The 16,712-nt window shown below is 55.2% G+C and carries 16 protein-coding genes and 1 pseudogene; 7 read left to right on the top strand and 10 right to left on the bottom strand.

The window, feature by feature from the left end; translation table 11 throughout:
* The first annotated feature begins 150 nt into the window (after positions 1-150).
* Entirely contained in the window at positions 151-1,710 is a 1,560-nt protein-coding gene (locus B4056_RS15490; protein ID WP_039384755.1) for an EAL domain-containing protein, read from the top strand.
* Positions 1,711-1,757: 47 nt separating this feature from the next.
* Here the strand turns inward: B4056_RS15490 and B4056_RS15495 are convergent, their stop codons facing one another.
* Positions 1,758-3,323: a TerC family protein gene (locus tag B4056_RS15495; RefSeq protein WP_039384757.1), complete on the bottom strand. Its 1,566-nt coding sequence runs from the start codon at positions 3,321-3,323 to the stop codon at positions 1,758-1,760.
* Positions 3,324-3,816: 493 nt separating this feature from the next.
* Between B4056_RS15495 and manX the strand changes: the two genes are divergently transcribed.
* Genes manX through B4056_RS15515 form a run of 4 tightly spaced genes read left to right on the top strand, consistent with a single transcriptional unit; the run spans position 3,817 to position 6,986 of the window.
* Positions 3,817-4,767, top strand: coding sequence for a PTS mannose transporter subunit IIAB (gene manX / locus B4056_RS15500; RefSeq protein ID WP_113655102.1), 951 nt, complete (start codon positions 3,817-3,819; stop codon positions 4,765-4,767).
* A 47-nt stretch (positions 4,768-4,814) separates the two neighbouring features.
* Positions 4,815-5,615, top strand: coding sequence for a PTS mannose/fructose/sorbose transporter subunit IIC (locus tag B4056_RS15505; protein WP_094111081.1), 801 nt, complete (start codon positions 4,815-4,817; stop codon positions 5,613-5,615).
* A 14-nt stretch (positions 5,616-5,629) separates the two neighbouring features.
* Complete coding sequence (locus tag B4056_RS15510; protein WP_071668873.1) at positions 5,630-6,475, top strand: PTS mannose transporter subunit IID; 846 nt, start codon at positions 5,630-5,632, stop codon at positions 6,473-6,475.
* 52 nt (positions 6,476-6,527) lie between these two features.
* Positions 6,528-6,986 (top strand): DUF986 family protein, encoded by a 459-nt coding sequence (locus tag B4056_RS15515; RefSeq protein ID WP_094111080.1) that lies wholly within the window; start codon positions 6,528-6,530, stop codon positions 6,984-6,986.
* Here B4056_RS15515 and rlmA read toward each other — a convergent pair.
* The 5 genes and pseudogenes from rlmA to B4056_RS15540 all read right to left on the bottom strand — a co-directional run bounded on the left by rlmA (position 6,983) and on the right by B4056_RS15540 (position 10,104).
* The gene (gene rlmA / locus B4056_RS15520) at positions 6,983-7,789 is read right to left on the bottom strand and encodes a 23S rRNA (guanine(745)-N(1))-methyltransferase (RefSeq protein WP_288655222.1); all 807 of its coding nucleotides are present in this window, start codon (positions 7,787-7,789) and stop codon (positions 6,983-6,985) included. The two genes, B4056_RS15515 and rlmA, sit on opposite strands and share 4 nt — an antisense overlap.
* Positions 7,790-7,927: 138 nt before the next feature.
* A complete protein-coding gene (cspE, locus tag B4056_RS15525; RefSeq protein ID WP_021510024.1) occupies positions 7,928-8,137 on the bottom strand; it encodes a transcription antiterminator/RNA stability regulator CspE in 210 nt (69 codons plus the stop codon).
* Positions 8,138-8,221: 84 nt separating this feature from the next.
* Positions 8,222-8,293 (bottom strand): annotated as a pseudogene (locus B4056_RS17055) (DUF2627 domain-containing protein); the annotation flags it as partial.
* Between the two features lie 514 nt (positions 8,294-8,807).
* Positions 8,808-9,809 carry an MBL fold metallo-hydrolase gene (locus B4056_RS15535; RefSeq protein WP_094111078.1) on the bottom strand — a complete coding sequence of 334 codons (1,002 nt, stop codon included), beginning with the start codon at positions 9,807-9,809 and terminating at the stop codon, positions 8,808-8,810.
* A gap of 19 nt (positions 9,810-9,828) precedes the next feature.
* Positions 9,829-10,104, bottom strand: a complete 276-nt coding sequence (locus B4056_RS15540) for a YebO family protein (protein ID WP_094111077.1) — start codon at positions 10,102-10,104, stop codon at positions 9,829-9,831.
* A 208-nt stretch (positions 10,105-10,312) separates the two neighbouring features.
* On the opposite strand from B4056_RS15540, the gene B4056_RS15545 reads away from it, so the two are divergent.
* On the top strand, positions 10,313-10,552 hold the full coding sequence (locus tag B4056_RS15545; RefSeq protein WP_113655101.1) for a YobH family protein: 240 nt from the start codon (positions 10,313-10,315) through the stop codon (positions 10,550-10,552).
* Between the two features lie 142 nt (positions 10,553-10,694).
* Positions 10,695-12,071 carry an MFS transporter gene (locus tag B4056_RS15550; RefSeq protein WP_094111076.1) on the top strand — a complete coding sequence of 459 codons (1,377 nt, stop codon included), beginning with the start codon at positions 10,695-10,697 and terminating at the stop codon, positions 12,069-12,071.
* Positions 12,072-12,138: 67 nt separating this feature from the next.
* Here the strand turns inward: B4056_RS15550 and htpX are convergent, their stop codons facing one another.
* From htpX to B4056_RS15570, 4 genes are all read right to left on the bottom strand, one after another.
* The gene (htpX, locus tag B4056_RS15555; protein ID WP_039384837.1) at positions 12,139-13,020 is read right to left on the bottom strand and encodes a protease HtpX; all 882 of its coding nucleotides are present in this window, start codon (positions 13,018-13,020) and stop codon (positions 12,139-12,141) included.
* A gap of 221 nt (positions 13,021-13,241) precedes the next feature.
* Positions 13,242-15,281 carry a carboxy terminal-processing peptidase gene (gene prc / locus B4056_RS15560; RefSeq protein WP_039384838.1) on the bottom strand — a complete coding sequence of 680 codons (2,040 nt, stop codon included), beginning with the start codon at positions 15,279-15,281 and terminating at the stop codon, positions 13,242-13,244.
* Positions 15,282-15,301: 20 nt separating this feature from the next.
* Entirely contained in the window at positions 15,302-15,982 is a 681-nt protein-coding gene (gene proQ, locus B4056_RS15565; RefSeq protein WP_039384840.1) for an RNA chaperone ProQ, read from the bottom strand.
* A 96-nt stretch (positions 15,983-16,078) separates the two neighbouring features.
* Positions 16,079-16,579: a GAF domain-containing protein gene (locus tag B4056_RS15570; RefSeq protein WP_071668877.1), complete on the bottom strand. Its 501-nt coding sequence runs from the start codon at positions 16,577-16,579 to the stop codon at positions 16,079-16,081.
* Between the last annotated feature and the right edge of the window lie 133 nt (positions 16,580-16,712).

Here is a 16,712-nt window from a genome sequence, read left to right on the forward strand (position 1 = left end):
CCAGATATTGTAATTTTCCTGCGCAGATCCGGCAGGACGCAATTTTCATTGCCTGCTTTTTTAACGGGCAGCGCTAAACCTGGCCGTCCCGATGCCGATAACCTTCACGTTAATTTGCTCCTGGTCTGTGTCTTAACAAGGTGGTTACTGATGCTCATTCCCCAGCAATTTGTGGGTCAATTTCGCCGTAAGCGGCTGCTTATTGCGTTAGTGATCGCGACGCTGGTTTTGATCCTTACCCTGACTTTTCGTTATATCGAAGAGAAGTCACGTATTGAGCAGCAGTCTCTTAACTTTGCCAGCCGCGCCATTGAGCGCTTTGACCGTATGTTCTCGCCGCTGGACGTCTCCGCCAATAACACGCTGGGCTTGGTGGGCCTGCCCTGTTCGCTGGTGCGTTATCCGCTGATTGAAAAGATCGCTGCGCTGCAGACGGTACGCACCGTGCTGCTGGTGCAAAATGACACTATCTACTGCTCCAGCATCTATGGCGCCCGCGATATCTCTTTTAGTCAGACCTATCCGGAGCTGGCGCTCAATAATCAGCGCATGCTGCTGACCACAGATGATTATCTGCTTAAAGGCTCGCCGGTGCTGCTGCTCTGGACGCCAAAGTCGCTGGATAATCGCGATGGCTTGCTGCAGGTGGTGAATGTTGAACTGATGAGCAATTATCTGCTTGAGCCTCAGCTGCCGTGGGTAGAGCGGGCTATTTTCAACGTGGGCGGTCAGAGCCTTGAGTATGGTAATCCGATGATTGAACACACGGTGCCCTCGGATGACGAGGTCGCTTACGATCAGGCATCTTTACGCTACCCGTTCACCATTACGCTCTACGGCCCTTCTCCGGCGCGCCTGGCGTTAAATACGCTGCCTTCCCAGCTGCCGCTGGCGGTGATGCTGAGCCTGCTGATTGGCTATATTGTCTGGCTGGCAACGGCCAATCGCATGAGCCTCAGCTGGCAGATCAGCTACGGCATCACCGCCAGTGAGTTTATGGTTTATTGTCAGCCGCTAATCAATGCCCGCAGCGAACAGTGTGAGGGTATTGAGCTTCTGCTGCGCTGGCATAATCCGCGTCAGGGATGGATTGCACCTGACGTCTTTATCCCTCTGGCGGAACGGCAAAACCTGATCGCTCCCCTTACCCGCTTCGTGATTGCCCGGGCCGTAGAGGCGCTGCCGCAGCTGCCGCAAAGCAGCGCGTTCCATATTGCGATTAACGTCGCCGCCAGCCATTTTCACGATCGCGCCATTGTGGAAGATCTGCAGCAGATCTGGTGGCCTGCTAACCCCCATCCGCAGCTGGTTGTGGAGCTGACAGAGCGTGACGCCTTGCCGGTTATCGATCAGTCGGTCGTGGCGCAGCTGCATAACATTGGCGTACGCCTGGCGATAGACGATTTCGGCACCGGGCACAGTTCGCTGGCCTACCTGAAAGATCTGCAGCCGGATGTGCTGAAAATTGACAAGATTTTTACCGCGGCGATCGGCACTGACGCGATCAACGCCACGGTAACCGATATGGTGATTTCACTGGCGCAGCGGCTGAAGATTGCGCTGGTGGCCGAAGGCGTGGAGACCGCTGAACAGGCCTCCTATCTGCGCGAGCGCGGGGTAGATCATCTGCAGGGTTACTTCTATGCGCGCCCCATGCCGATCGAAGATTTTCCGGCATGGCTGGCTCAGCATCAGGAAACAGCGGGTTAAAAAAAGGGCCGTCTTCACGACGGCCCTGATTGAACAGCTACGCGCGATTACGCGTTTTCTTCATCTTCATCGTGAGGCGCATCTTTGGTCACCCGTACCAGGTCGATACGATAATCTGTCGCCTCAACAATTTCAAAGTGCAGCGGCGGCAGATCGATTACCTCACCAGGCTGCGGCAGCTGACCTTTCTGCTCAATCAGCAGGCCCGCCAGCGAAGCGTGATCGTCCTCCTGTTTAACCAGCTCATGGTAGTCGAGCAGCTGCTGAAGCGAATGCAGGTCGGTGCCGCCTTTGACCAGCCAGCCATCACCATCGGCGATCACATCCGGCGTCTCATCTTCATCCGGGAACTCACCGGCAATCGCTTCCAGCACGTCCAGCGGCGTAATCAGACCCTGCACCATACCAAATTCGTTGGTTACGATAACAAAGCTGCCTTTCGCCCGGCGCAGCACGCCCAGCAGATTAATAGGATCCAGCGTCTCAGGGACAACAATCGCCGGCGAGCCTGATGCGAACGTGGTCACATCCATACCGTGCTCCAGCGCCACCAGCAGCTCTTTTGCGCGCACCACGCCAATAATCTCATCCAGCTCACCGCGGCACACCGGAAACAGACTGTGTGGCGTATCCAGCAGCTGCATACGGATCTCATCCAGCGGACGCGTCACATCAACCCATGAGATATCGCCACGCGGCGTCATGATGCTGCGAATAGAGCGCTGCGACAGCGTCAGTACGCCGTTAATCATATAGCGCTCTTCATCCTTAAACGCTTCCTGCGGCATAGCGTTATTCAGCGTGTGCTCATCCGTTGAAGGCTGCTGCTGACGATTGCGCCCGCCCATCAGACGTAAAATAGCTTCTGCCGTACGCTCACGCATTGGCCGGCGCGCCTGATGGCGCATAAAATTACGGCGCGCGATCTGGTTAAACAGCTCAATCAAAATTGAGAAGCCGATCGCCGCATAGAGATAACCTTTCGGAATATGGAAACCGAACCCTTCCGCTACCAGCGACAAACCGATCATCAGCAGGAAGCTCAGGCAGAGCACGACAACCGTCGGATGAGCGTTGACAAAATTAGTCAGCGGCTTTGATGCCAGCAGCATTACGCCCATTGCGATCACTACCGCAGTCATCATCACCGGCAGGTGGTTGACCATACCCACTGCGGTAATCACGGCATCCAGTGAGAAGACGGCATCCAGCACCACGATTTGTGCGACCACTGCCCAGAAGCTGGCATAGTTGCGATTACCCTGCTGCTCCATGCCTTTATTTTCCAGACGCTCATGCAGCTCCATCGTGGCCTTGAAAAGCAGGAACAGGCCACCAAACAGCAGGATCAGATCGCGACCGGAAAAGCTGAAATCCATCACGCTGAACAGCGGACGGGTCAGCGTGACCATCCACGAGATCAGGGAGAGCAGGCCGAGGCGCATCACCAGCGCCAGCGACAGACCGATCAGTCGCGCTTTATCGCGCTGCTTTGGCGGCAGTTTGTCAGCAAGAATGGCGATAAAGACCAGGTTATCGATACCCAGCACAATTTCCAGCACGATCAGCGTTAACAGCCCCGCCCAGATCGAGGGATCCAAGAGAAACTCCATTAGTGACTCCTTGCTAAGAAAGTAGACGCACGAAAATCAGCCTGCACCGGTAAGTGAGACAGCTGAAGAGTCGAAGGCGAAATAACGCTGAACGGCGTGGCGATCTGCGCCGGCTGGCACAGTAAGGATAAGAAGCGACGTCGGTGACGGTCCATAAAGGTGAGCTTGAGCCCGGTACTCCTGAATAATAAACAGAAAGTTAATGTATCAGTTACCTCAACAAGATCAAAAAATTTTCTTACATTTACACATAGCTGCGCTGGCGCATAAAAACGGCATAAAAAAGTCCGCTGAACCGCCGTTACACCAGATAACCGACAGGCGTCACACTCTTTCTTCTTTCGCTAACTAAAATAAACGGCGACCTCAACGCAAACCGATGGGCGCTCCATCGTAGCGGCTCAGGCTTATATTGCCTCACGGGCGCGGCCGCATCCTTTATTCCTGTCTACGTCCTTTAATGACAGGGTTTCGTCATAAACGGAGGTAGCAGGTGACCATCGCATTAGTCATTGGTACACACGGCTGGGCAGCAGAGCCGCTCCTGAAAACAGCAGAGATGCTGCTGGGCGAACAGCACAACGTCGCCTGTATCGATTTTGCACCCGGTGAAAACGCCGAAACCCTGATGGATAAGTATCGTGCCCGGCTGGCAGAGCTTGATACCGCTCAGGGAGTCCTGTTTCTGGTCGATACATGGGGAGGCAGCCCGTTTAATGCCGCCAGCCGTCTCGTCACGGATCGCCCGGATCAGGAGGTCATTGCTGGCGTGAATATTCCGATGCTGGTCGAAACGCTGATGGCCCGCGATGACAATCCTGAACTGGCGGCGCTGGTGCAGGTCGCAACCGATGCCGGCCGTGAGGGCATTAAAGCGCTAAAGGCGAACCCGGTTTCCGCTGCCGCAGCGCCGGCTAAATCTGCTGCGCCGCCACCGCTGGCGCCGGGCCAGCATATGAAAATCGGGCTGGCGCGCATAGACGATCGTCTGATCCATGGCCAGGTAGCGACCCGCTGGACTAAAGAGACCGGCGTCAGTCGCATTATTGTGATCAGTGATGAAGTGGCAAACGATCACGTACGTAAAACCCTGCTGACCCAGGTGGCGCCGCCGGGCGTAACCGCACACGTGGTCGATATCGCAAAAATGATCCGCGTCTGGAATAACCCCAAATATGCGGGCGAACGCGTCATGCTGCTGTTTACTAATCCCACCGACGTTGAGCGCGTGGTTGCGCAGGGCGTCAATATTACCTCTGTGAATATCGGCGGCATGGCGTTTCGTCAGGGTAAAACGCAGGTCAATAATGCGGTTTCAGTAGATGAAAAAGATATTGCCGCTTTTCGTCAGCTCAACGCCCACGGGATTGAGCTTGAGGTACGCAAAGTCTCCACCGATCAAAAGCTTAATATGATGGACCTGATTGCGAAGGCCACCGCCTGACTTGTTGCCGCCCGGCAATAATGGCGGGCGTGCTGAGGAGATGCAAAATGGAAATAACCACGTTACAGATTGTGCTGATATTTATCGTGGCCTGTATTGCCGGTATGGGTTCTATCCTGGATGAATTTCAGTTTCACCGTCCGCTGGTGGCCTGTACCCTGATTGGTGCCGTGCTGGGTGACATGAAAACCGGCATTATTATCGGCGGCACGCTGGAGATGATCGCGCTGGGCTGGATGAATATCGGGGCGGCGGTAGCACCCGATGCGGCTCTCGCCTCCATTATATCCACCATCCTGGTGATTGCCGGCGGACAGAGCGTCGGTGCCGGTATCGCTCTGGCGATCCCGCTGGCCGCAGCGGGTCAGGTGCTGACCATTATCGTGCGAACGCTGACCGTGGCGTTTCAGCATGCGGCAGATAACGCGGCCGCGAAAGGTAACCTCACCGCTATCTCCTGGATCCATGTCTCTGCCCTGCTGCTGCAGGCGATGCGCATTGCCATCCCGGCGCTGATTGTCGCTATCTCTGTCGGCACCAGCGCCGTGCATACGCTACTGAGTTCCATTCCGGAGGTAGTCACCAACGGCCTTAACATCGCCGGCGGCATGATTGTGGTAGTGGGATACGCAATGGTCATCAATATGATGCGCGCCGGTTATCTGATGCCGTTCTTCTATCTCGGGTTTGTCACCGCCGCGTTTACTGACTTCAATCTGGTTGCGCTGGGCGTTATCGGCGTCGTGATGGCGATTCTCTATATCCAGCTCGCCCCGAAATATAACCGGGTCTCAGGCGCAGCGCCGGCAGGTGCCTCGCAAAACGACCTTGATAATGAACTTGACTAGGAGCAGGTGCCACTATGGTTGACAGCACGCGAATGGCTAAAAAGCTCACCTCCGGTGATGTCCGCGCCGTGTTCATACGATCTAACCTGCTTCAGGGGTCATGGAACTTTGAACGTATGCAGGCGCTCGGTTTCTGTTTTTCCATGGTGCCGGTGATCCGTCGCCTCTACCCGGAAAACGACGACGCACGTAAACAGGCGATCCGGCGTCATCTGGAGTTTTTCAACACGCAGCCCTATGTCGCCGCGCCGGTACTGGGCGTCACTATGGCAATGGAGGAGCAGCGGGCAAACGGCGCCGCCATTGATGATGGTGCTATTAACGGCATTAAAGTAGGTCTGATGGGGCCGCTGGCAGGCGTAGGCGATCCCATCTTCTGGGGCACCGTACGGCCGGTATTTGCCGCGCTTGGTGCAGGGATCGCCATGAGCGGCAGCCTGCTGGGCCCGCTGCTGTTTTTTGTGCTGTTTAACGTTGTGCGCCTGCTGACCCGCTATTACGGCGTTGCTTACGGCTATCGCAAAGGCGTTGATATCGTCAGCGATATGGGCGGCGGTTTTCTGCAGAAGCTCACCGAAGGCGCCTCGATCCTCGGCCTGTTTGTGATGGGCGCACTGGTCAATAAATGGACCCACGTTAACGTGCCGCTGGTGGTATCGAGTATTACCGACCAGACCGGTAAAACCACGGTAACCACCGTTCAGTCTATTCTTGACCAGCTTATGCCCGGCCTGATCCCGCTGCTGCTGACATTTGGCTGTATGTGGCTGCTGCGTCGTAAAGTTAACGCGCTGTGGATCATCATCGGTTTCTTTGCGATCGGGATTATTGGTTACTCGATTGGCCTGCTGGGACTGTAAGGCGCTTTCCGGCCGGACGCCTAATATGGGCAGAGTGTAAAAAGGAGCGATAATGGCGCTGACCGATCTGCTGCTGATGTTCTGCATCGCTGCTCTGCTGCTGTTTGCTATTTACCATGATGTAATGTTGCCGCGCCGTAAAGGCGTCACCCTGCTGCGGGTCGCACTGCGACGACGTCACCTGCCCGATAGCGCGATTTTTATCGGACTGCTGCTGATTCTGCTGTGGAAAAATATCAGCAATGCAGGGCCGGTGCTGACGACAACGCTTATCATGGTGCTGTGCGCCCTGACGCTTTGGGTATTCTGGCTGCGCCGTCCGGTGCTGCTGATGAAGCAGGAAGGCCTGTTTGATAACGGGATCTGGATCCGCTATGCGCGCATTGCCGCGATTAACCTCTCGCCGGAGGGGGTTTTAATGATGCAGCTGGAGCGGCGCCGGCTGCTTATTGCTGTTCATACGCTGGATGACCTGGAGCGTATCTGGCATACGCTCCTCACCGCTCGCTAATCGCGCTGCCACAGAGAGAGGGAAAAGTCCGCGTCACAGCGGAACGGCTCTGCCGCTGCCAGCGTCTGCCATACCGCTTCCGATGCACGCCAGGCAAAGGGTGTCATCTGCAGCAGGCTTACCGCTTCAGCGCCGCTTAGCGTCAGGTCATAGCTGAGAGACTGCGACTCGCAGAGCGTAAAGCCGGTATAGGTTTTCTCTTCTGCAGCATGCAGCTGCACCTGCGAATAGATTAGCGCCTTGAACTGCTGCAGATGGTGCGGACCCGGCGTAACGGTCAGCAGATAACCGCCTGACTTTACCACCCGGCTAAGCTCCTCTTCATTACAGGGCGCATAGATGCGTACCACCGCATCCAGCACCGCGCTGGCAAACGGCAGCCGCTGGCTGGAGGCAACGCAAAAGCGTACCTGCGTATAGCGTTTTGCCGCCATCCGGATAGCCGGTTTGGCAACATCAAGCCCATAGATTTCGGCGTCAGGCAGCGCGCTGGTCAGGGCGCTGGTGTAATACCCCTCACCGCAGCCGATATCCAGAACCTGAGCCGCAGGCTGCGTCAGGCGTTGCGCCAGTATCGCCGCCACGCGATCGCGCAGCGGCTGATAGTGCCCGGCATCCAGGAAAGCACGGCGCGCCTGCAGCATCTCCAGGCTGTCACCCGGCTCTCGCGACCCCTTGTGCTGCACCGGCAGAAGATTGACATACCCTTCTCTGGCCCGATCAAACTGATGACCAGCGTCACAGCGAAACACGCCCGGCTGCTGGGTTAATGGCTGGCGGCACAGGGGACAGATCAGGGACATAGCGGACTCCGGTTCAACGATAAGCGGCGCAGTTTACCCTGAAGCAGGAGTAACAAAAAGCATAAAGAAAAGCCCCGCTCAGAGAGCAGGGCTTACGATTCGTTTCAGCAGGTACAGTGACCCGGGCTGAGCGGAAAATCAGATAGCGGTAACGTTAACCGCTGCAGGACCTTTCTGGCCATCCTGAATTTCAAACTCAACCTGCTGGCCTTCAGCCAGAGTTTTGAAGCCGTTACCCTGGATAGCAGAGAAGTGTACGAACACATCTTTGCTGCCGTCAGCAGGAGTAATGAAACCAAAACCTTTAGACTCGTTGAACCACTTAACCTGACCTTTAATCTTTGCCATTTTGCAAATTCCTTTAAATGTTTATTTTGCCCGAAGGCAGTATTGCAGAGAAACAGAGACGTTACTGAATGAGGCACTAATTTAAGGTTCGGCAAGGAAGCGGTATTCAACGTCAACGTCTTTACTCAAAACTTCTTTACTGAAGATGCCATGCATAAACAGAACTGTACCTCGTTTGACCCGCTGATGGTTATCACATATCCGCTAAATAATGGCAAGCCATTTTTAAACAGTGGTCGACTTGTCGCACATTATTATCCGGGACCCCTGCTCCTTCGTGGTGAAACAGGAACCGCAAACACCTGATGGCGCACAAAATCCTTGATGACCAGCGTTTTTCTGCAGCAACGTCAAGCGCAGCGGCAGGACATGAATTTGCGTTAAGTGCCAGACGCTACGTTAAACGTGTTGCACTATTATGGCAGACAAAGATTATTTCTCTCTGCAGTGTAAAATAACAGCGCCTGCTTCTCTTAATGCACAAGGTGTACAATTAAACCCGCGGAGTACAGGTTATAAAACGCTTTTGCACCAAAACCGGGAAAATTATTATCCGGCTGCTCCGGATATAATCATTAACCTGCTGAACTTATCTGTTATTTTTATAAGCACGCTAATCCGGACAGGTTAAGAAAACTGTACACCTTATTCATTACCGGTGAGAAAAATCTCATTCAATATCCGCCAGCGTCCGGCTCTCCCCTATTCGCCACGGCCTGAACCGTCCGGCCAGAGGCGTCCCGGCTGCGTCCAGCACACGCTGCAGTTCAGCAGGAGGCGCATCCAGCGACTCATCAGCCAGTTCATAAACACCCCAGTGTATAGGTATTGTTAATGGATGCCCGGCATACTGCCATAAGTCTGCGGCGTGCTGCGGGTTCATGTGCTGGCTGCCCATGAACCATTCTGGTGCATACGCGCCAACCGGCAGGGCGGCCAGATTAAACGGCCCCAGCTGTTGCACAATCTGCAGCAGGTTATCGCTGTAACCGCTGTCGCCGGAAAACCAGAAGTTGAGCGTGCCGCAGCGCACTACCCAGCCACACCATAGCGAGCGATTGCGATCCCACAGCGTGCGCATACTCCAGTGGCGCGCCGGCACAGCGGTAATGCTCAAATCCTGACTATCCGCTGACTCCCACCAGTCCATCTCGGTGACGTTGCGGGCCCCCCGCTTCCGGCACCATGCGCCCAGGCCAAGCGGTACTATCATCTTTACCTCCGGAAAACAGCGCAGCAGGCGCTTTATCGTGCCCCGGTCAAGATGATCGTAGTGGTTATGTGAAATCAGTACATAGTCGAGCTGCGGCAGCCGGGTCACATCAAGCGGTGAGGGTACCCGGCGTTCAGGACCGGCAAAGGGCAGCGGCGAAGCGCGCGGTGACAAAGCCGGGTCAATCAGGATATAGCGCTGCTTAAGGCGCAGCAGCAGCGCGGCGTGACCCAGCCACCAGATGCGATCGTCACTGCCGCTCAGGTCGGCGGGCTGATACCAGCGAGCGCTGAAATCAGCATAGCCGCTGGCAGGCGGCAGCGGGAGATGCTGCGCTTTACGTTCACGACGCCAGCGCTGTAAATCACCCGGCTTGCGCTGTTCCCCTTCAGGATTGCAAAACCCGTCAGGGGTATGGTGTGCTTTTGAAGCGTCGTACCAGGGATTTCTGCGGCTCATGCCCTCTCCATTTTTACTCTCAGCGCTCCGGGATCAGCCGGATAAAATCGCGTGAAGCCGTGCCTTCGTCATCCTGCACAGCGGACGACGTTTCCCCCTGCGCCTCCGCAATACGGCGCAGCAGCGCGGTCTGTTTTTTCTGCTCTTCCACCAGCATTTCCAGCAGCTGCAGATGCTCGCTGGCACGCACGCTGGCGCGATTCACAAAAAACCAGACGATAAAGGCCACAAGAATAATGAGCGCCACGATACCATAGTGCAGCAGCGGGCTGGAGTTTGCGGCTAATTCGTTCATAACTGCCTCGGGTAACTATCAGTAAGGATTTAACGGCGCTAATTCTACCTGTTGCGCCAGGAAAAGATATCTTCTGCAACCAAAGCAGTTGCCTGCCGCAGCGCTTTCAGCTATCTCCGATCGTATTAACGTGTAAAGCACGGCATGGTACGCCTGTCGCGCTTATTGCCAAACGGATGCGGCGCGTTTTCAATTTCGGGAGATAATAATGAAATATTTTATTCGTCTGGTGATGCTGTTCGCCCTGCTGTGGCTGGCGCTGCTCTTCACCGGCTATGGTGTTCTGACCGGCAGCGCTGAGAAAGCAGCCGGTCTTGGCCTGGAGTGTAACTACCTGACCGCACGCGGCGTGATGACCGCCCGTTATCTGCATAGCGATAGCGGAATTGTCGGTGTAACGGCCTGTCCGCTGCTGAAAAAAAGCGGCGATGTCATTGATAACCAGTAACCCTTCCGGGCTCAGCGTGAGCCCATTTTGATTTTCGCTATGCCGGCATCAGCGAAATAGAGGTTTTTCACGCCTGCGGCGATGCTTTCCGGCGCTAAATTGATTAGCATGATGATATTTACTCCCTTTACTTACCACTATTATGCCTTCAATTGCCCCTCAGGATGGACTTCCGCTACCGCAGCGCTATGGCGCAATCATCACGATTGCGCTGGGTATTATGATGGCGGTACTCGATGGCGCTATCGCTAACGTAGCGCTGCCGACGATAGCCCGCGATCTCAGCGCCAGCCCGGCTGAATCAATCTGGATAGTTAACGCATATCAGATCGCAATCGTGATCTCGCTGCTGTCGCTCTCCTTTCTGGGAGATATGCTGGGATACCGCCGTATCTATCAGGCCGGCCTGGTGCTGTTTATCGCGACATCGCTGTTCTGCGCCCTCTCCTCCACGCTGACGACGCTAACCGTGGCGCGCGTGCTGCAGGGATTTGGCGGCGCCGCGCTGATGAGCGTTAACACCGCACTCATCCGGATTATTTATCCGCAGCGCTTTCTCGGACGCGGCATGGCGATCAACTCACTTATTGTGGCGGTCTCCAGCGCCGCCGGCCCCACTATAGCCGCGGCTATTCTGGCCGTGGCGAGCTGGCAGTGGCTCTTTTTAATCAATATCCCGTTCGGCCTTGCCGCACTCTGGCTGGCGCTGCGCTTCCTGCCTGACAATCCGCAAAAAGCGCGCCAGCAGAAGTTTGATATTCCAAGTGCGGTGATGAACGCGCTCTTTTTTGGGTTACTTATCACTGCGCTGAGCGGCTTTTCGCAGGGGCAGCCAGCCAGCCTGATCGTGGCCGAGCTGGCGGCGCTGCTCGTTACCGGTATTATCTTTGTGCGGCGTCAGTTAACCTTGCCGGTGCCGTTGTTACCGGTTGATCTGCTGCGTCTGCCGCTGTTCTCGCTCTCCATCGGCACCTCCGTCTGCTCTTTCTGCGCGCAGATGCTGGCGATGGTATCGCTGCCGTTTTACCTGCAGAACGTGCTTGGCCGGGATGAAGTGGCAACCGGCCTGCTGCTGACGCCGTGGCCGCTGGCAACAATGGTGATGGCGCCGATTGCCGGACGTCTGATTGAGAAGTATCACGCCGGCCTGCTGGGTGGACTGGGGCTGGCGCTGTTTGCCGCCGGGCTGTTTCTGCTGGCCATGCTCCCGGCGCAGCCTGCTGATGCAGATATCATCTGGCGTATGATGCTGTGCGGTGCCGGTTTTGGCCTGTTTCAGTCACCCAATAATCACACCATTATCTCCGCTGCCCCGCGCAACCGCAGCGGCGGAGCCAGCGGCATGCTGGGCACCGCCCGGCTGACAGGACAGAGTGCCGGTGCCGCGCTGGTGGCTCTGATGTTTAACCTGTTCAGCGACAGCGGCACGCACGCTTCTTTGATCCTTGCCGGTGGCTTTGCTTCCGCTGCTGCTGCGATAAGTCTGGTGCGGCTGACCCAGTCACGCGCGCCGGCCTGACGCTATCCGCACGCAAATAAAAAAGGCATCACCAGGGTGATGCCTTTTTTTTCGTCGCCTGAGCGGATTATTTCAGATACTGCCCGCTGCGCAGCGCTTCGATGCGCTTATCAAGCGGCGGGTGAGACATAAACAGCTCGCTGAACGACTTGTTTTTACCGTTGATGCAGAACGCCATCATGCTGCCTGGCTCCTGCGGCTCGTAGCTGGTTTTCAGACGTTGCAGCGCGGCGATCATTTTTTCACGGCCAACCAGTTTTGCCGATCCTGCATCAGCGTGAAACTCACGGTGGCGTGAGAACCACATGGTAATGATGCTGGCGAGGATACCAAAAAGCAGTTCCAGCACCGTTGCAACCGCAAAATAGACCAGCGGATTACCGTTGCTGCTCTCTTCACCATCGCGGTTGCCGGACAGAAAGCCCGACGCAACCTGCGCAATAATGCGCGAGATAAAGATAACAAAGGTGTTCACAATGCCCTGAATCAGGGTCATGGTGACCATATCTCCGTTGGCGATATGCGCGATCTCATGCGCCAGCACGGCTTCAGCCTCATCGCGGCTCATGTTCTGCAGCAGACCGGTTGAGACAGCGACAAGGGACGCATCACGGCGCGCACCGGTCGCAAAGGCATTGATATCGGGCGCATGATAAATCGCGACCTGCGGCATCGCAATGCCAGCCTGCTGCGCCTGGCGACCCACGGTCTCCATCAGCCAGCGCTCGGTCTCATTACGGGGCTGTGCAATCACCTCCCCGCCAACGGAGCGTAGCGCCATCCATTTGGACATCAGCAGTGAAACGAACGCACCGCCAAAGCCAAACAGACCCGCCATAATCATCAGACCCTGAACACTGCTTGACTGGATTCCTGTCAGACTCAGAATGAGTCCGAATACCAACATCACCGCCAGGTTGGTGATCAGGAAAAGAGCAATACGCATCATAAATGTTAATCTTCCTCAGTTGTTCACGCGCTTGTACGCGGATATATATCCTATGTTCATTGCGCGGCTTTTCAAGCGACCTTAATCTTTAAGTGTCTAAAAAAACAAAACTTTACATTCTACTCAGGCGATCGATTGCAAACTGCTCAGACCACTTATTTAGCGAGTATAGTGCAAAAAAAAAACACCGCCGTAGCGGTGTTTTGTGACCGGCTTCAGGATTACTTCGCCGGAGTAGCAGCGGGCTGAGAAGAGGCCAGCTGCGCCAGATCGTTAGCGATCTTCACTGTCTCATCCAGATAGGGATCGGGCTCTTTATAATCTTTTGGCAATGCCTCGAGATTCTTAAGCGGCTTTTTCCCTTCCATCTGATAACGCGCGTTAATACGCTCCAGACGCAGCGCGTCCTCTTCGTGACTCTCTTTCTCACGCTGGGCAAGATTGAGCGACACAATATTGCGTTTATCTTTCATCGCATTGAAACGCGCAATATCTTTCATGATGTACTGGAACTCACGATCCTGCGCAATGCGATCGGCATGGGACTGCGTCAGCTTCGGCACCAGCGCGGTGATATCACCGGTTTTGGTATAGGTTGCCGCATTAATGCTGTCCCACGGCAGCGCGTTATCTTCAAATTTTTCGCCGGTCTCTGCCGCTTCAACGCCGGTTGGCATCAGCAGATCGGGGGTTACCCCTTTACGCTGCGTGCTGCCGCCGTTGATACGATAAAATTTCTGAATGGTATATTGTACGGAACCCAGCGCAGGCCACTCCGGACGCAGCATCTGATCGTAAATGCGGTTCAGAGAACGATACTGCTGTACGGTTCCCTTGCCGAAGGTCGGTTCGCCAACAATCAGAGCCCGGCCATAGTCCTGCATCGCCGCGGCAAAGATTTCCGAAGCTGACGCGCTGAACCGGTCGACCAGCACTACCAGCGGACCTTTGTAGTAAACAATGCCGTCGGTATCGCTGTCTTCACGCACCCGTCCATTGTTATCCCTGACCTGAACCACCGGGCCACCCGGAATAAAGAGTCCGGAGAGAGAGACCGCTTCAGTCAGTGCACCGCCGCCGTTGGTTCGAAGGTCGATAACGACGCTGTCCACATTTTGCTTTTGCAGTTTCTGCAGCTGCACTTTGACATCGTCAGTCAGACCGACATAGAAGCCCGGAATATCCAGCACGCCCACTTTTTCTTTGCCGACGTTATGCACCGTGCCTTTAACTGCCCGATCTTCCAGACGGATCTTTTCACGCGTGAGCGTTACGGTCCGGGTTTTGGTGCCTTTACCGGCAGGCAGGATCTCAAGACGCACTTTGCTGCCTTTAGGTCCTTTGATTTTCGATACCACATCATCCAGCCTCCAGCCGATAACATCCTCAACAGGCTTGCCTGGCTGACCCACGCCGACAATGCGATCGCCAACGGTAATCGATTTGCTTTTTGCTGCCGGACCGCCTGCGACCATAGAGTTGATGACCGTGTAGTCATCATCCATCTGCAGCACGGCACCGATCCCTTCAAGCGACAGGCTCATCTCGGTGTTGAACTGCTCAGTATTGCGCGGGGAAAGGTAGTTGGTGTGGGGATCGATCTCATGAGCGAAGGCGGTCATTGCCAGCTGGAAGACATCTTCACTGTTGCTCTGAGCCAGGCGACGGATGGCAAAGTTGTAGCGCTTGGTCAGCGTTTCACGGATCTCTTTGTCATCTTTGCCCGCCAGCTTCAGGCTGAGCTCATCATATTTAACTTTGGCGTCCCAGAGCGCGTTAAGCTCTGCGGTGCTCTTTGGCCACGGTGCTTTCGCCCGGTCGATATCGATGGTGTCATTGCCACTGAAATCCATCGGACGATCCAGCACCGTCAGCGCATATTGATAGCGCTCAAAACGGCGTTTTTGTGCCAGGTTATAGAGCGCGTAAAACAGATCCAGCTTGCCGCTGCGCAGCTCGTCGCCGAGCGTGGTTTTTTTGTCCGCATATTGCGCAACGTCTGATGCCAGCAGCACGTTATGGCTGTAATCCAGCAGGTTCAGATAGCGATCAAAAATCTTTGCTGAGAAATCCTGATTCAGATCGAACTGACGGTAGTGAGAGCGGGTAAAGCGCGATGTAACCCGCTCACTGACCGTGGGATGCTGCGCTTCTTCATGTAACTGCGGGATCTGGTCTGCACGCGTGATATTGTCTGCGGCAACGGAGGGGCCTGCCAGCAGCAGGCCCGCGATCATACCGATCTTAAAAAAGCTGTTCATGCCAGGGTCGGGCCTCCGTTTCAGAACTGCAAGTGTTCTGCGCGCACAATCATTGCCAGACCTGAAGCAAGCTGTACCCGAACGCCATCTTTAGTGATTTCAAGAATGGTGGCGTCCATAGCACTTTTGCCTGCTTTGACTTTAATATTCTGGCCTGGCTGCAAAGCTGAGGTGTCGGTAACGGGTTTTGCCCGCGGCGGACGTGGTGCGGCGTTGCGTTCTGCAGCACCGGTGCGTGGCGTCTGAGGGCGCGGCTTGCGCGGCGTATCACCTTCAGCCGCTTTACGCGGTGCTGGCTTACGCGGACGACGCTCTGCACTCTCCTCTCCTGCCTCGCGCTTCTTCGCCCGCTGCTGCTCACGCTGCGCCTGAACGCGTGCCTTTGCCTCTTCCAGCTGCTTCCGCGCATGCTCTACGTGCTGCTCATCCAGTACGCCACAGGCGTTGCCATCGAGATCGACACGCGTTGCGCCGGCTTTGATACCGTAAAGATAACGCCAGCTGGAGGTATAAAGACGCAGAGCTGAACGCAGCTGCGTTTTGCTCGGACTATTTTCGCCCTGAACGCGCTCGACCAGATCCTGAAAGATACCGATTTTGAGCGGACGCGCTTCACCTTCGGCGCTAAAGCAGTGCGGAAAACGTTCCGCCAGAAAGGCGATGACTTCTTTACTGCTATTCAACTTAGGTTGATTTTCCATGAAATTTCCTGATTACAACGGATTTGCCGACCAGAGCGGGCATGAACAGGCGACATTATAATGACAACATCGCCAAATGCCATGCAATCCAGACGATTAGCTATGCGACAGCGCAATAAATTTTTCGATGTTGCTGTTCGCCAGCACCTCACAAAGCCCGTCGGCAAGGGCTACCAGCCCTGCTTCATCCTCACTGTCAAAGCGGGAATAAAGCGTACTGTCGATATCAAGAACGCCTGCCAGCAGGCCGTTCACTTTCAGAGGAATCACGATTTCTGCGTTACTGGCGGCGTCGCAGGCGATATGACCGGGAAACGCATGAACGTCATCCACGCGCTGCACGCGCTCTTCAGCCACTGCCGTACCGCAAACGCCTTTACCTGCCGGAATACGCACGCAGGCAATCTTGCCCTGGAACGGGCCCAGGACCAGCGTATTCTCTTCAGTCAGCAGATAGAAGCCTGCCCAGTTAACCCCCTCCAGACGCTCAAACAGCAGCGCACTGCAGTTAGCCAGCGCGGCAAGAAAAGAGGTTTCGCCCGCCAGCAGCGCCCGGGCATCACGATTTAATTCCTCGTAAAAGGCTTTTTTGTTCATTGATCAACCATAATTCATCACTGAGAGGTATCAGTTTTCCCTCAGTTGTTAAAATAAGCACTAATAATCCAGCCCAACAAGGTGAATCATTGAATAAGTTGCTATACCCTTAGCACGCTATGATTGAGACTGA

Source organism: Pantoea sp. UBA7232 (assembly GCF_002473195.1).
GTDB classification, from domain to species: domain Bacteria; phylum Pseudomonadota; class Gammaproteobacteria; order Enterobacterales; family Enterobacteriaceae; genus Pantoea; species Pantoea eucrina.

Bases quoted from the DNA above. Each gene is read 5' to 3' on its own strand.
- B4056_RS15490 (WP_039384755.1), top strand. From the start codon at position 151: ATGCTCATTCCCCAGCAATTTGTGGGTCAATTTCGCCGTAAGCGGCTG.
- B4056_RS15495 (WP_039384757.1), bottom strand. From the start codon at position 3,323: ATGGAGTTTCTCTTGGATCCCTCGATCTGGGCGGGGCTGTTAACGCTG.
- B4056_RS15505 (WP_094111081.1), top strand. From the start codon at position 4,815: ATGGAAATAACCACGTTACAGATTGTGCTGATATTTATCGTGGCCTGT.
- B4056_RS15510 (WP_071668873.1), top strand. From the start codon at position 5,630: ATGGTTGACAGCACGCGAATGGCTAAAAAGCTCACCTCCGGTGATGTC.
- B4056_RS15515 (WP_094111080.1), top strand. From the start codon at position 6,528: ATGGCGCTGACCGATCTGCTGCTGATGTTCTGCATCGCTGCTCTGCTG.
- rlmA (WP_288655222.1), bottom strand. From the start codon at position 7,789: ATGTCCCTGATCTGTCCCCTGTGCCGCCAGCCATTAACCCAGCAGCCG.
- cspE (WP_021510024.1), bottom strand. From the start codon at position 8,137: ATGGCAAAGATTAAAGGTCAGGTTAAGTGGTTCAACGAGTCTAAAGGT.
- B4056_RS15535 (WP_094111078.1), bottom strand. From the start codon at position 9,809: ATGAGCCGCAGAAATCCCTGGTACGACGCTTCAAAAGCACACCATACC.
- B4056_RS15540 (WP_094111077.1), bottom strand. From the start codon at position 10,104: ATGAACGAATTAGCCGCAAACTCCAGCCCGCTGCTGCACTATGGTATC.
- B4056_RS15545 (WP_113655101.1), top strand. From the start codon at position 10,313: ATGAAATATTTTATTCGTCTGGTGATGCTGTTCGCCCTGCTGTGGCTG.
- B4056_RS15550 (WP_094111076.1), top strand. From the start codon at position 10,695: ATGCCTTCAATTGCCCCTCAGGATGGACTTCCGCTACCGCAGCGCTAT.
- htpX (WP_039384837.1), bottom strand. From the start codon at position 13,020: ATGATGCGTATTGCTCTTTTCCTGATCACCAACCTGGCGGTGATGTTG.
- prc (WP_039384838.1), bottom strand. From the start codon at position 15,281: ATGAACAGCTTTTTTAAGATCGGTATGATCGCGGGCCTGCTGCTGGCA.
- proQ (WP_039384840.1), bottom strand. From the start codon at position 15,982: ATGGAAAATCAACCTAAGTTGAATAGCAGTAAAGAAGTCATCGCCTTT.
- B4056_RS15570 (WP_071668877.1), bottom strand. From the start codon at position 16,579: ATGAACAAAAAAGCCTTTTACGAGGAATTAAATCGTGATGCCCGGGCG.